We start from the raw sequence: 13635 nt of genomic DNA, 5'->3' as shown, positions 1-13635 counted from the left end.
AAACTTCCGAGACCGCAGAGAGCGCGGCATCATCATGATTGCGATCGGAAGGAACAATGCGGAAAGGGCCTCGTTGGTGAGGTGGCACGTTTGCTTGCAGGTTGCTGCTGATGAAACTCGAGGACGAAGCCCGCCACAAATCCGAGGATGTGGACAATGCCGTCCTCACAGACGTCGTGCTTGCCTTGCAGCGGCGGGTCGAGGTGAACCACGATTTCGATATCCCTTATCTTGCCGGTTACAGCGAGGATGGGCGAACCGTCTATATCGACCGCCACTTACCGCGCACCATGGCGTCGCAAGGCCGGGCCGTAAGGCTTGCGCCCTTTTTGGTCACGCATGAAGTGGTCGAGAAATCGCTCTTGGACAAATTGCGACTTCACTATCTGCATGCTCACCAAATAGCGCTGCGGACGGAGCGAGATGCCGTCCGCGCAGCCCGTGTTTCATGGCAGGCCTACCAGGCCCTGATGAAGAGCAACGAGAAGCCCATCGACGAGGAGAAGGTGAAGGCCGTCCCTCACGACCTCGACCTGACGCCCTATCGAGATTTGAAAGATTTCCCAGTGCTGGATCGGTTGGTCAAAGCGGCCCAGGGATCGAAAGGCATGGACAGATCGCAGCCGTCCGCGAAGAACCGCGCCAGATGATGAGCGGGTGAATAGGGAGGGCTTGACCTCCTTCCCTGCCAACGCGCCTGACAGGGATCGTCAACCTGACCAACGGCTCAACCGTAGCTACCGATAGTAGTGCCTGTGATGTCGTCTGTGGTGGTGATGCCGGTGCGGGTAATAGTACCGGTGATAATACCTGTGGTGGTATCGGAAATACGGTCGATATGGCTGGTAATACGAGCCGTAGTATGGGCCATAATACGGGTTGTAATACGGATTGTAATAGGGTCGGTAGGGGAATGGCGGGCCTCCGAAACCACCAAAAAAACCACCGAACGGTGAGAACAGAAATTGCGCCTTGGTTGGTGAAGTCACAGCGGCTGTGGCAGCAAGCGCGAGCACAGATGCCAATATCAGCTTTCTCACGGTTACCTCCATTAGTTCGAGTTTAAATAACGCGAACGCCGGCTGACTCGTTCCTTGCGTTCCGCAACCCATCCCAGCCGCTGCCGTGTGAAATTCAAAAGGCCGCCACCGCAGGAAGCGGACTGTTGCGTTCGGATTGACCGAGGCGGCGCGGGCAAGGCATTGAGGCGCCACGCTCCCGTTTCGCCGACAGCTCGGATCAGCGATTGACCTCGCGCATGCCATGGATGCGGCGCAAAGCAGACGTCCAGCATCGATCGGCTCATGGAGGGAAAAGCAAGACTTTCTTGAATCCAGAACGCCCACGCCTCTCCGCCATCCCCTCACACCGCGATCTGCAGCGTCCCGTGGCGTCTCACCTCGGCCTCGATCTCCTTCACCAGCGTCTCCAGCGCGGGGTTGCGGGCGTTGCGGGCGCGACGGATGACGTAGGCGAGGTCCGGAGGCTTGGGGAACTGCTTGTCGGCAATCTCCATGCCGGGCTGCAGGTGCCGCTGGCTGAGCAGCGCGACGCCGAGCCCGGAGGTCACGCCGGCGATGATGCCGGCGGCACTCGAACATTCGAACACGATCTCGAACACCGTTCCCTCGTCCTGGCCGAGATCGAGGCCCCAACGGCGATAGAAGCAGTTGTCGTCGAAGGACAGGAACGGGACCGGATCCCCTTTCGCCAGGATCAGCTCGGGCGACTTCACCCAATGCAGGCTCTCGCGGAAGAGCAGGATGTCGGTGGGCCGGACCTCGTGCTGGAACACCTGGATGATGGCCGCGTCGAGCGCCCCCTCGCCCAGCAGCTTCTGCAAGGCCAGGCTCATACGCACTTGCGTGCGCACGCTCACCTCAGGGTAGAGCCGGCGAAACCGGCCAAGAATGCGCGACAGGTCCGTGCAGGTCGTATCCTCGGTCATCCCCAACGCGATCTTTCCTTGCAGCGTGCTTTTCGACAGGCTCAGGATCGCCTCGTCATGGATGCCCAGGATGCGCCTGGCATAGCCCAGCAGATCCTGCCCTGAACTGGTGAACATCGGCGCATTGGCCTTGCGGCTGAGGATTTCGCAGTCGAGGCTCGCTTCCAGCCGCCTGATCTTGTGGCTGACGGCCGACTGCGACAGGCCCAGCACCTCGGCCGCGCGGGTGACGCCGCCATGTTTCTCGATCGCCACCATCGCCCGCAAGGCATCGACATCCAGGCGGCGGCTCATCACTCCAGCCATGACAATCCTCGTTTGAAACGAAAGCGGCGCTCCCAAATCCTCGCGCAGAACCTGTTCGCAGGCAAATTAAAATGCCAGATTTAGTGGCAATTTCATGGATGCATCGGAATTTGTCATGTGCAAACGCGTGCGCACCGCCATAAGTCCGCCCCGGCACGCATTCAACCCCGCACCCATTCAACGAATGACCGCATGACGCTCCCGAAACATCAGCCCCATCGCCTGGCCTGGCCGCTCATGGCGGCCGCGCTGGTCGTAAGCTGGAGTTCCGGCTTCGTCGGCATCCGCTACGCCAGCGAGAGTGCCGACGTCATGCTGGTGCTGTTCTGGCGGACCTTGATGTCGGGACTGATCCTTCTGCCCTTCGCGCTCATGGTCGGGCCGCGCATCGGCGCACGCGCCCTGATGCGGCAGATGGCGTTCGGCATGGCGATGATGTTCCTCTATCTCGGCGGCTTCGCGCTTGCCATCGGCCAGCGCGTGCCGACCGGTCTGGTCGCGCTGATCTCCGACCTCGTCCCCCTCGCCATCGCGGCACTGTCGCAGCCCATCCTGGGCCACCGGCTGACATCGAGGCAATGGACCGGAACGGCGCTCGGGGCGCTGGGCGTGCTGATCGTCTCGCTCAACAGCCTCAGCTTCGGAACGGCGCCGGGCTGGGCATATATGGTGACCATCGCGTCCATGATGGTTTTCGCCCTGGCGACCGTGCTGCAGAAACGGATGGGGACGATCGACATGCCCATCCACCAGGGCCTGTGCATCCAATGCCTGACGGCGGCGATGCTTTTTGCCGCCTGCGCGGGCTGGAATGGCGGGCTGATGCCGCCGCTTAATGGCCGGTTCGGGTTCGGCATCGCCTGGCTGGTGCTGTTTTCGACCTTCTTCTGCTACGGCGTCTACTATGTGAGCCTGCGCCTCCACAGCGCCGCGCAGGTCGGCAGCGTGATCTATCTCAGCCCGCCGGTGACGATGCTCTGGGCCTGGCTGCTCTTCGGCGAGCCGCTTTCAGCGGCGATGGTCCTCGGCCTTGCGGTGACGCTGTTCGGCGTCTGGCTGACGTCGCCGCGCGGCACGGTATCCAAGGGCGAGACAAGTCTAGGCCCGATCGGGCAACCGGCCGATTTGTCGTGATCCCGCACCAAACCAACCATGGACCCCAAGGGAGTGAACCCCATGAAGCTGACTGATTTCAAGGCCCTGACCTTCGACTGCTACGGCACCCTCATAGATTGGGAATCCGGCATGATCGAAGCCCTGAAGCCGCTGACGGGACGGGTTGGCCGCGGCCTTGGCCGCGACGAGATCCTGCAGGCGCACGCAAGGCATGAATCCAGCCAGCAGAACTGGACGCCGCAGAAACGCTACCGAGACCTTCTGGCTGTCGTCTACAAAAGGCTCGCCGAGGAATGGGGCGTCGTGGCCACGCCGGAGGAATGCATCGCCTATGGCCAAAGCGTGAAGGATTGGCCGGCCTTTGCCGACACCGCCGCCGCCCTGCAATACCTCAAGAAGCACTACAGGCTGATCATCCTCTCCAATGTCGACAATACGAGCTTCTCCTTCAGCAACAGGAAGCTCGGCGTCGATTTCGATGCGATCTACACGGCGGAGGACATTGGCTCCTACAAGCCGTCGCCCCGGAATTTCGACTATATGCTTGAAAAGCTTGCGACGCTCGGGATTGGCGACAAGGAGGTCCTGCACACGGCCGAAAGCCTGTTCCACGATCACACCGTCGCCAACCGGCTGGGCCTGGCATCGTGCTGGATCCACCGCCGGCACGCCGATCAGGGTTTTGGGGCCACGATGCATCCCGGCGACATGCCGAAGGTGGACTTCCGCTTCGACAGCTTGGCCGACCTCGTGGAGGCGCATAGGGAGGAATTGCGCGGCTGATGGCGGAGCCGTCGGCCCCATCCCGGTGGAAGCCCAACTCGCCTGACGGCCATCAAGTCTTTTTACGGGCGGCGCCGCGCTTTTCGGCCCGCCCACCGGAACCCCACAAGGCGCGGCCGAGCAAGCCCCTGCGCCGGCGCGGAACAAGATCGATATCGCTGACGAGCTTGGCGCCGCCCTTGCGCCGCTCGAGCGTGATCTTGCGGCTGTGGAACGCCTCCAGTTCGGCCCGGTGCGCCACGCTCAAGATGGTCACATTGGGCAATTCCTGGATGATGGTCTCCATCATCCTGTCCTGGCTCTTCTCGTCGAGTGCCGCCGTTGCCTCATCCAGCACGATGATGTCGGGCGCGTGCAGGAGGAGCCGCGCGAAGGCCAGCCGCTGCTTCTCGCCGCCCGACAGGGTCTGGTCCCATGGCGCCTCTTCGTCGATCCGGTCGCCGAGATAAGCGAGCCCCACCTTGTCGAGGGCGGCCCTGATCTGTGGAACCGTCCAGTCGTCGGCGGCACCTGGATAGGCGGCCGCCCGGCGCAGCGTGCCCGAGGGAATGTAGGGGCGCTGCGGCAGCATGAACAAGCGCTTGCCGGGGTGGAAATCGACGCTGCCGCCACCCCACGGCCACAGCCCCGCTATCGCCCGCACCAGCGTGCTCTTGCCCGTACCGGATTCGCCGGCCACCAGCAGCCGCTCGCCCGGTTGGATCACGACCTCGGTTTCTTTGACCACGGCGGTGCCGTCATCGAGCGACACGGAGAGATTGTTGAGGCTGAGCATCGTATCGTCCTTGGTCTGGCCGCGAGTGATGCGCCCGAGCGCGTCGCTCTCTTCCGCGCGCTCGAGCCCGTCGAGCGACATCATCAGCGAGGCAATGCGCCGTGCCGAGGCGTTCCAGTCGGCGAGACGCGGGTAGTTGTCGACCAGCCATCCGAACGCGCCCTGCACGATTGCAAAGGCCGATGCCGCCTGCATGACCTGCCCGAGCGACATCGAGCCCTCGAGGAATTTTGGCGCGCACAAAAGCACCGGCACCACGGGCGCGAACAGGCTCGATCCCTGCGAGACCAGCGCCGTGCGCATGTGCTGGCCCGCAAGCATTGCCCACCGCTTCAGCACGCCGGCGAAGGTCCTGTCGATGCCGCTGCGTTCCTCCTGCTCGCCGCCGAGCAAGGCGATGCTCTCGCCGTTTTCGCGCACACGCATCAGCGTGTAGCGAAATTCCGCTTCCGCCTGGTTCTTCTGCTCGGAGAGTTCGACGAAATGCCGGCCGATGACCACCATCGAGGTGGAGGTGATGGCCGCATAGATGACCGCTGTGATGACGAGGAAGCCTGGAATGGTGATGTTGGCGCCGCCGATCGGCAGCGTCAGCGCGCCGCCGATCGTCCACAGCACGACGATGAAGGTCGAGGCCGCCAGGAAAGCGTTGAGCACGCCGGAGACGAAATCGACGGGCGATTCGGTGGCGATCCGCAGATCGTCGGCGATGCGGGCCTCCGGGTTCTGGTGATCGCCGCTGACGAGATTGAGCTGGTAGTAGCGGCCATTGGTGAGCCAGCGGCCGATGACCGATGTGGTGAGCCAGGAGCGCCAGCGGCGCTGGATGGTCATGCGCAGATAAACCTGCGCGACGACGAGGCTGGCGCTTCCAAGCACCAGCGGCACGAACACGGCGCTCAGGAAATAGACGGTCGGTGCATTGCGCTGTTCGATGGCGTCGAAGATCGAGCGATTCCAGACATTGATCCCGTACTGGAAGCCGACATTGACGCAGATCATAATCAGGAGTCCGATCGTGAATGGCCAGGCGAGCTTGTCGCCGCGCCGGCTCCAATAACCGCGCGCGCTGATCCAGAAACGCTTCAGCAGATATTTCTTGCGCGCCTGCTCGGCCTGTTCGGGGCTCAGTTGCGGATCGGGCTCCCCCGCCGCTGGCGGCGGTGCGGCCTCGCCCACGACCTCGGAGGCGGCCTCGACATCGGGTGCCTTCTCCCGGCGGGGCTTGCTGGCACCGTTTGGCTTGGCGCCGCCGGCCGGCTTCGGTTTGGATTTGATGTCTGCCACAACGGCCATAACGGCGTGGAAATCGGAAGGTTTCATTGTCCTTCTCCATATGACGGCCTCCGACCGTGCGAAGGCTGTCCTGGTACTCCGATATCTGCAACGCCTCGCCAGACTTCACCGCCGCACAATCGCCACCAAGCCACGCGAAGAGCTTGTAAAAATGGAGGTTCCACGATGCGTCTGGTCTGGACTTTGGTGTTCGCGCTGGCAGCCGGTGCGGCCTATGCCGCTTCGCCGGAGGACGACTACATCGCCGCGCGCGACAAGGCGGTATCAGCCATCGCGGCGATGGAAAGCGCGAACGCTCCCGTCGAGACACTCGATGCTGCCAGTGAAAAGGCCCGCGCCGATCTCGAGCAGCGCCTTTCGGCACTTCTCGGGCCTTTCACGGTCAAGGGTTTTCCGGCGGCCGGCACGATCAACATCGAAAGCCTCAGTTCCTCCGATGTCGGCTTTGGCATGCTGGACGGGCTGCGCCACGGCACTGAGGACGGCCCCAGCATCGTGGTATCGACGCGCGGGCTGGTCGAGCGCTGGCTCCAATCGCGCGCCGCCGAGACGGACGCCGATCTCAAACTGCCCACCAGCTTCGACGCAGCGCTGAAGCTCGATGCCTTCTATACCCAGGCCATCGGCAGCGACGCCGCTTTCACCGGCACGCTCGACTTCACCCTGAAGACGCCCGATGGCGCCGACATGGCGATTGCCCGCCTCGGCGGCTGGGCACAGGATGTCGGGCCGAACTACGACCAGGAGGTCGTCGTCACGCTCGTTAGGGGCAACAGCGTCATGATCGCCGAGGCGCCCGCGACGCCCCCCGTCCCGAAGATCGCGGCCTGCGACGCGGTCTGGACCGCCGCCGACGCCGCCGCGCAGAAACTGGTCAAGCAAGCCACCGGCGACGGCGACGACAATACATCCGATGCCGCCGACGCCGCCTGGGCAAAAGGCGACAGCGACTTCCGCGCCTGCATCGCCAAGAACCTGCCCGACAACCCCGTCTTCCCCGCACTGCTTGCCCAGGCGCAGACGCTTGCCGACCACATGGCGGGCAAGTAGGGGCAATGCGCCAAAGCAGCCAATTTCCCCCCTCGTGGGGGAAATCGGCTATTTCGCTGTCAGCGCCGTTTCCGCCCCCTTGCGGCCCCCGCACCCCATCACGATATTGTCGGCGCGCTGGCCTTGCTGAACGCGGTTGCCAGCACGGTTGAAAATGGTTGAAAGGAAGTCCTGAACGCGCCATGGCGCGGCGGGCGGCTGAACAGCGTGGGAAACTCGGCAATGACGACAGACACAAAAGCGACGGAAACCAAGGCATTCGAAGCGGATGTTTCGCGGCTGCTGCACATGATGGTGCACTCGGTCTATTCCGATAAGGACGTCTTCCTGCGTGAACTGATTTCCAACGCCGCCGACGCCTGCGAGAAGCTGCGCTTCGAGGCCGTCAGTCATCCGGAATTGCTGGCCGACGATCCGAAACCCCGCATCTCGATATCGGCCGACGCCGACAGCAAGCTGATCACCGTCGAGGACAACGGCATCGGCATGAGCCGCGACGACGTGACGGAGGCGCTGGGCACGATCGCGCGCTCGGGCACCCGCGCCTTCATCGAGCGCGTCGGCGCGGGCAATGCCAGCGAAGACACGCAGCTCATCGGCCAGTTCGGCGTCGGCTTCTACTCCGCCTTCATGGTGGCGACCCGCGTCGACGTCATCAGCCGCCTGGCGGGGAGCAACGAGGCCTGGCGCTGGTCGTCCGACGGCAAGGGTTCCTACGAGATCGCGCCCGCCCCGCTCGAAGCGGCGCCCAAACGCGGCACCCGCGTCGTGCTGCATCTGATGGACGATGCCGTGTCCTTCACCGGATCCTACCGGCTCGAGCAACTGGCCAAGTCGCAGTCGGGCCACGTGCCGGTGCCGATCACGCTGATCGAGAAACCCGGCGCCGAGGCGCGCGACATTGCCGATGGCACGGCGCTCTGGGTAAGGCCGAAGAGCGAGATCAAGCCCGAGGAATACACCGATTTCTACCGTGGCCTCTCCGGCCAGTATGACGAGCCGGCCGCCACCATCCATTTCCGCGCCGAAGGCCGGCAGGAATACAGCGTACTGGCCTTCGTGCCCGGCTCGCGTCCTTTCGATCTCTTCGACCAGGACCGCAAGGGCCGCATGAAACTCTATGTGCGCCGCGTCTTCATCACCGACGAGGCCGATTTGTTGCCGCGCTACCTGCGCTTCATGCGCGGGCTGGTCGATTCCGCCGACCTGCCGCTCAACGTCTCGCGCGAGATGATCCAGGAAAGCCCGCTGCTGGCCGCGATCCGCAAGGGCCTGACCAACCGCGTGCTCGGCGATCTCGCCAAGCTGGCGGAGAACGAGGCCGAGGCTTATGCCAAAATCTGGGAGAATTTCGGCGTCGTCCTCAAGGAAGGGCTCTACGAGGACCATGAGCGGCGCGAGCAGCTCTTGAAGCTCGCCCGCTTCCGTTCGACCACCTCGGGCGAAAATTGGCGCGGCCTTGCCGACTATGTCTCGGCGATGAAGGAAGACCAGAAGGCGATCTTCTTCATGGCCGGCGACGACCGCGCGCGGCTCGAAGCCTCGCCGCAGCTCGAAGGTTTCAAGGCACGCGGTATCGAGGTGCTGCTGCTCACCGACCCCGTCGACAGTTTCTGGACGTCGATGGCGCCGGAGTTCGACGGCAAGCCGTTCAAGTCGGTCACGCAGGGCGTGGCCGAACTTTCCGAGATTCCCTTGCTCGATGATGCCAAGAAGCCGGACACCGCGGCGACGCCCGAAGTCGATGGCTTCCTGGCCTTCGTCAAGGCGGCGCTTGGCGATGCCGTCTCGGATGTGAAGCCTTCCGACCGCCTGACCGAAAGCGCGGTCTGCCTGGTGGCGCCCGAACATGGTCCGGACCGGCAGTTCGAGCGGCTGCTCAACGCCGCCGGTCGCCTCGACAAGACGGCCAAACCGATCCTCGAAATCAACCCGCGCCACGAGCGCGTCCTGGCGCTCGCCGGCCTCGGCGACGACGAACAGGCCTTCAAGGACGATGCCGCCCACCTTCTCTACGACGAGGCGCGCGTGCTCGACGGCGACAAGCCGGCCGACGCCAGGGCATTCTCGGAGCGCCTTGCCCGGCTGATCGCGCGCGGCATCTCGAAGGGCTGAGGCGCGCCGGCCAGCCGTCCTCGGCGTGTTTGTCGATCGAGCTTGCAAGACGGGGCTGCACGGCGCCCCGTCTACCGACAAATTTCGACGTCTCTCGCAGCCGGCGAGGCGTTGAAGTCCACTGGCTCAATCGCCGACTGTAGACATCGGGCCTGCAATCACCCAATCTTGGCCTCGGGAACAAAACAGCGCTTCGAAGAAAGCGCGGACGTCCGGGTGCTCATGAAACGACGATGGACATTGTATGATCCACGGCTGGCCTGGATGCTCGTCGCGCCGGTGCTCCTGCTGCTGATCTTTTTCCTGGTGCTGCCGATCGCCGTGATGGGCGCCTACACCTTCTTCACCTTCGTCACCGCCGGCGTGGAAACGAGCGCGTTGACGACCGCGAACTGGCATGAATTCCTCACCGACAGCTACTATCACGGCTTCCTTTTGAAGACCTTGAGGGTTGGGGCCTTGACGGCGCTGCTCTGCGGCGTGCTCGGCTATTTCCCCGCCTATTTCATCTGGGCCACGACCTTCAAGCACAAATGGCTGCTGCTGCTTTTGCTGATCGTGCCGTTCTGGATCAGCTTCACCATCCGCACCTTCTCGTGGATCAACATCCTGGGCGAACAGGGCGTCATCAATGTCGCGCTGCTCAAAATGGGCATCATCAACGAGCCATTGCCGATGCTCTATAACGAGGGCGCGGTCATCCTGGGCATGCTGCATTTTCTGCTGCCCTACATGATCCTCAACGTCTATGTCAGCCTGGAGAGCATTGATCGCACGTTGATTTCAGCGGCCCGCTCGATGGGCTGCACGAGCGCGCAGGCGTTCCGAGAGGTCACGCTGCCGCTGTCGCTGCCAGGCCTTGCGGCGGGCCTGCTGCTCTGCTTCGTGCTGGCCGCCGGCAGCTATGTGACGCCGCAGCTTCTCGGCTCGGGCCGCGACGCGCTGTTCGGCAACCTGATCTACGACACCATCATGGGCGAGCTGAACTGGCCGATGGGCGCCACGCTTTCGATCGTGCTGTTCGTCGTGCTCGGCTTCTTCGCCGCCGTCTACACGCGCTACATGGGCATGTCGCAGATCGTCAAAGGGCTCGGCGGATGACGGGGCTTGGCGGATGAGAGGAACACGGCGCAAGCAGGAAGGCAGATGGGCCTGGCGGCTGACCGGCTTCGTCACGGTCTGCGTCTACATCTTCATGTTCGCGCCGATCGTGGCGACGGTGATCCTGTCGTTCAACGCCTCGATGTTCGGCGGCTTTCCGATGACCGGCTTCAGCCTGCAATGGTACGGCAAGCTGATGGCCAACGAGGCGGTGCTGGCCGCCTTCCGAACGTCCTTGTGGATCGCATTGGTCACGGCGATCGTCACCACCGCCATCGGCGTCACCACGGCATTTGCCCTGGTGCGCTTCGATTTTCGCGGCAAGCAGGCGCTGAGCACGCTGGTGATCCTGCCGGCGCTGGTGCCCGAAACCATCCTCGGCGTCGGCCTGCTGGTGCTGATCAAGGCGGTCGACCAGCCGAGGACCATGCTGCTCCTGGTGCTCGGTCATATCCTGCTTGCCGTGCCCTATGTGGTGCTGATCGCGCAGGCGCGCATGATCGGCATCCGGCGCGTCTATGAGGAGGCGGCGCTGTCGCTCGGCGCCTCGCGCTTCTCGTCGTTCCGCGAGATCACGCTGCCGCTGCTCATTCCGGCCGTGGTGGGCGGCGCGCTGCTCGCCTTCACCATCTCGTTCGACAACACCTCGGCCAGCCTGTTCTGGCGGCCGGCCGGCGTCGAGACCATGCCCACCCAGATCCTTTCCATGCTCAAGATCTCGATCAGTCCGGAAATCAACGCACTCGGCACCGTGATGATCCTGGTGACCGTCGGCATCCCGCTGATCGGCGGCCTGATCCTGCAAAGCCTGACAAAACTGAGAAGACGTGGCGAACCAAAGGAGGAAACACAATGAAACTCACCACCACGAAGCGGCTGGAGCGGCTGCACGACCGATACGCCAATGGCGACCTGAGCCGCCGCACTTTCCTGACACTGACCGCCGCCGCGGCGGCATCGGCGGGCCTTTCCATGCCATGGATGGGCCGGGCGCTCGCCGCTGTCCAGGAGGTTCGCTTCGATGGCTGGGGCGGCACGGTGCAGGACGCGATCGACAAGTTCGCCTTCCAGCCCTACACGACCAAGACCAAGATCAAGGTGGTCCAGGGCACGTTCGGCGACGAGGACGAGATCATCACCAAGATCAAGACCGCCAAGCCCGGCGACTACCAGGTCATCCATTCCTCGGGCGTCAACTACTACATCAAATATGTGAACGCCGGCCTGACCTCGGAGATCAACGAGGCCAACATTCCCAACATGGCGAATGTGCTGCAGCCGATGATCGAGCCGTTCCGCAAGCTGACGCCAAAGCTTTCGGCCATACCCTACGACTATGGCACGACGGGTATCGCCTACAACACCAAGGTGATCTCGCCGGAGGAAGCCAAGGAAAAAGGCGCGGCCCTGCTTCTCGACAAGAAATATGCCGGCAAGGTTGGCGGCTATTCCGACATGACGACGCGCGTCTGGTATGCGGCGCTTGCCACCGGGCAGGATCCCAACAACCTCAAGGACATGGACGCCATCTGGGCCAAGGTGCGCGAGACGCGCGACCTCGCCAAGAAGTTCTGGAGCTCCGGCGCGGAGCTGATGGACCTGCTTTCCAAGGGCGAGATCGTGGTGACCGATGCGTGGTCGGGACGCGTCGCCGCGCTGCAGGACCAGGGCCATCCGATCGGCTATCTCGATCCGGCCGGCTCCTACGCCTGGATGGAGGACATGCTGATCCTGAAGGGCTCGCCCATGGCCGAGTGCGAGGAGCTCATCAACTTCATGCTCGACCCGGCGACCTCGATCGCGGTGGCCGAGGGCCAGAGCTATCCGCCGTCGCTCGACCCGAACAAGGTCAAGCTGACCGAGAAGATCGAGAAGCTGCCGGCGTTCGACAAGACCGGCACGATGAAGTCGCTGACCTTCGCCGATCCGACCTACTGGGCGACCAACGAGGACGCCTGGACCAAGCAGTGGAACAGGATCTCCAAAGGTGCCTGAAAGCCAGGGCACGAAACTCCATCCCCGGCCTGTCCCGGCCGGGGCAGCCGGCGCGAGCGCGGCCGCCGAGGCGAACAGCCCGGCGGTCGAGTTCCGCGACATCGACATCGCCTACGGCAAGTTCGTCGCGGTGCGCGATTTCTCGCTCTCGATCCGCAAGGGCAGCTTCGTCACCTTGCTCGGGCCCTCGGGCTGCGGCAAGACCACGATCCTGCGCTCTATAGCCGGCCTGGTCGATATTTCGGGCGGCCAGATCATGATCGACGGGCGGCGGGTTGACGACGTCCCGATCTACAAGCGCAACATCGGGCTGGTCTTCCAGAGCTACGCGCTGTTCCCGCACAAGAACGTGTTCGACAACGTCGCCTTCGGCCTGAAGTACCGCAACGTGCCGAAGCCAGAGATCGCCCGCAAGGTCGGCAAGGCGCTCGAAATGGTGCGGCTGCCGGGCAGCGAGAAGAAGCTGCCGTCGCAGCTGTCGGGCGGGCAGCAGCAGCGCATCGCGCTTGCCCGCGCCATCGTCTTCGAGCCGCAGGTGCTGCTGCTGGACGAACCGCTATCGGCGCTGGACGCCAACATGCGCGAGGAGATGCGCGTCGAGATCAAGAAGATCCAGAAGGAAACGGGCATCACCGCCATCTTCGTCACGCACGACCAGGAAGAAGCGCTCTCCATGTCGGATCGCATCGTGGTGATGAACGCCGGCGCGGTGGAACAGATCGGTACTCCGGAGGAGGTCTATGAGACGCCGGCCACGGCCTTCGTCGCCGACTTCCTCGGCAAGGCCAACATGCTTGCCGGGACCGTGAGCAGGTCCGGCCAAGCGGTGGTGCTTGCCACCGGCCAGACGATCAACGTGGCTTGTCCAAGGCCGCTTGGCGACGGCAGCAAGGTCACCGTCGTGGTGCGGCCGCAGAAATTTTCGGTCGGCGCTGGAACGAGCGTCAACCGGCTCACTGGCCGTGTCGTCTCGGCCTCGTATCTGGGCGGCAGCGCAATCTACGAGATCGACATCGGCGGCAAGACCAGCCTCCGCGCCAACGCGCCGATCAATGGCCGCGTCCTTCGCGAAGGCGAGACGGCCGACCTCGGATTCGATCCCGAGGGCTGCGTTCTGCTCGACGAGGACGGGCAGCGGATTTCATAGGCG

11 protein-coding genes are annotated in these 13635 nt (G+C 63.6%); 9 read left to right on the top strand and 2 right to left on the bottom strand.

Annotation, left to right across the window (positions count from 1 at the left end; translation table 11 throughout):
* Positions 1-110: 110 nt before the first annotated feature.
* Positions 111-650: a hypothetical protein gene (locus tag M653_RS01000000132690; RefSeq protein ID WP_156938204.1), complete on the top strand. Its 540-nt coding sequence runs from the start codon at positions 111-113 to the stop codon at positions 648-650.
* A 713-nt stretch (positions 651-1363) separates the two neighbouring features.
* On the opposite strand, the gene M653_RS0116005 is transcribed toward M653_RS01000000132690, so the two are convergent.
* The gene (locus M653_RS0116005; RefSeq protein ID WP_027144262.1) at positions 1364-2254 is read right to left on the bottom strand and encodes a LysR family transcriptional regulator; all 891 of its coding nucleotides are present in this window, start codon (positions 2252-2254) and stop codon (positions 1364-1366) included.
* A 192-nt stretch (positions 2255-2446) separates the two neighbouring features.
* On the opposite strand from M653_RS0116005, the gene M653_RS0116000 reads away from it, so the two are divergent.
* The gene (locus M653_RS0116000; protein WP_027144261.1) at positions 2447-3388 is read left to right on the top strand and encodes a DMT family transporter; all 942 of its coding nucleotides are present in this window, start codon (positions 2447-2449) and stop codon (positions 3386-3388) included.
* Positions 3389-3430: 42 nt separating this feature from the next.
* Positions 3431-4153 (top strand): haloacid dehalogenase type II, encoded by a 723-nt coding sequence (locus M653_RS0115995; RefSeq protein ID WP_027144260.1) that lies wholly within the window; start codon positions 3431-3433, stop codon positions 4151-4153.
* Between the two features lie 52 nt (positions 4154-4205).
* Here the strand turns inward: M653_RS0115995 and M653_RS0115990 are convergent, their stop codons facing one another.
* A complete protein-coding gene (locus M653_RS0115990; protein WP_032935356.1) occupies positions 4206-6215 on the bottom strand; it encodes an ABC transporter ATP-binding protein/permease in 2010 nt (669 codons plus the stop codon).
* Positions 6216-6389: 174 nt separating this feature from the next.
* Here M653_RS0115990 and M653_RS0115985 point away from each other — a divergent pair, with 174 nt between their 5' ends.
* The 6 genes from M653_RS0115985 (at position 6390) to M653_RS0115960 (ending at position 13632) form a co-directional block, all read left to right on the top strand.
* Positions 6390-7274 (top strand): hypothetical protein, encoded by an 885-nt coding sequence (locus M653_RS0115985; RefSeq protein ID WP_027144258.1) that lies wholly within the window; start codon positions 6390-6392, stop codon positions 7272-7274.
* Between the two features lie 222 nt (positions 7275-7496).
* Positions 7497-9389 carry a molecular chaperone HtpG gene (gene htpG / locus M653_RS0115980; RefSeq protein ID WP_027144257.1) on the top strand — a complete coding sequence of 631 codons (1893 nt, stop codon included), beginning with the start codon at positions 7497-7499 and terminating at the stop codon, positions 9387-9389.
* A gap of 222 nt (positions 9390-9611) precedes the next feature.
* Positions 9612-10490, top strand: coding sequence for an ABC transporter permease (locus M653_RS0115975; RefSeq protein ID WP_032935355.1), 879 nt, complete (start codon positions 9612-9614; stop codon positions 10488-10490).
* 13 nt (positions 10491-10503) lie between these two features.
* A complete protein-coding gene (locus tag M653_RS0115970) occupies positions 10504-11346 on the top strand; it encodes an ABC transporter permease (protein WP_084636714.1) in 843 nt (280 codons plus the stop codon).
* Positions 11343-12485 (top strand): ABC transporter substrate-binding protein, encoded by a 1143-nt coding sequence (locus M653_RS0115965; RefSeq protein ID WP_027144254.1) that lies wholly within the window; start codon positions 11343-11345, stop codon positions 12483-12485. The genes M653_RS0115970 and M653_RS0115965 overlap by 4 nt, the downstream gene beginning before the upstream one ends.
* Complete coding sequence (locus M653_RS0115960) at positions 12478-13632, top strand: ABC transporter ATP-binding protein (RefSeq protein WP_027144253.1); 1155 nt, start codon at positions 12478-12480, stop codon at positions 13630-13632. The genes M653_RS0115965 and M653_RS0115960 overlap by 8 nt, the downstream gene beginning before the upstream one ends.
* The last annotated feature ends 3 nt before the right edge of the window (positions 13633-13635 follow it).

This window comes from Mesorhizobium sp. WSM3626, assembly GCF_000513935.1.
In the GTDB taxonomy this organism is placed as follows: Bacteria; Pseudomonadota; Alphaproteobacteria; order Rhizobiales; family Rhizobiaceae; genus Mesorhizobium; species Mesorhizobium salmacidum.
This window is presented reverse-complemented; position numbering and strand designations above follow the sequence as displayed.

Coding starts and splice junctions, on each gene's coding strand:
- M653_RS01000000132690 (WP_156938204.1), top strand. CDS start 111: ATGAAACTCGAGGACGAAGCCCGCCACAAATCCGAGGATGTGGACAAT.
- M653_RS0116005 (WP_027144262.1), bottom strand. CDS start 2,254: ATGGCTGGAGTGATGAGCCGCCGCCTGGATGTCGATGCCTTGCGGGCG.
- M653_RS0116000 (WP_027144261.1), top strand. CDS start 2,447: ATGACGCTCCCGAAACATCAGCCCCATCGCCTGGCCTGGCCGCTCATG.
- M653_RS0115995 (WP_027144260.1), top strand. CDS start 3,431: ATGAAGCTGACTGATTTCAAGGCCCTGACCTTCGACTGCTACGGCACC.
- M653_RS0115985 (WP_027144258.1), top strand. CDS start 6,390: ATGCGTCTGGTCTGGACTTTGGTGTTCGCGCTGGCAGCCGGTGCGGCC.
- htpG (WP_027144257.1), top strand. CDS start 7,497: ATGACGACAGACACAAAAGCGACGGAAACCAAGGCATTCGAAGCGGAT.
- M653_RS0115975 (WP_032935355.1), top strand. CDS start 9,612: ATGAAACGACGATGGACATTGTATGATCCACGGCTGGCCTGGATGCTC.
- M653_RS0115970 (WP_084636714.1), top strand. CDS start 10,504: ATGAGAGGAACACGGCGCAAGCAGGAAGGCAGATGGGCCTGGCGGCTG.
- M653_RS0115965 (WP_027144254.1), top strand. CDS start 11,343: ATGAAACTCACCACCACGAAGCGGCTGGAGCGGCTGCACGACCGATAC.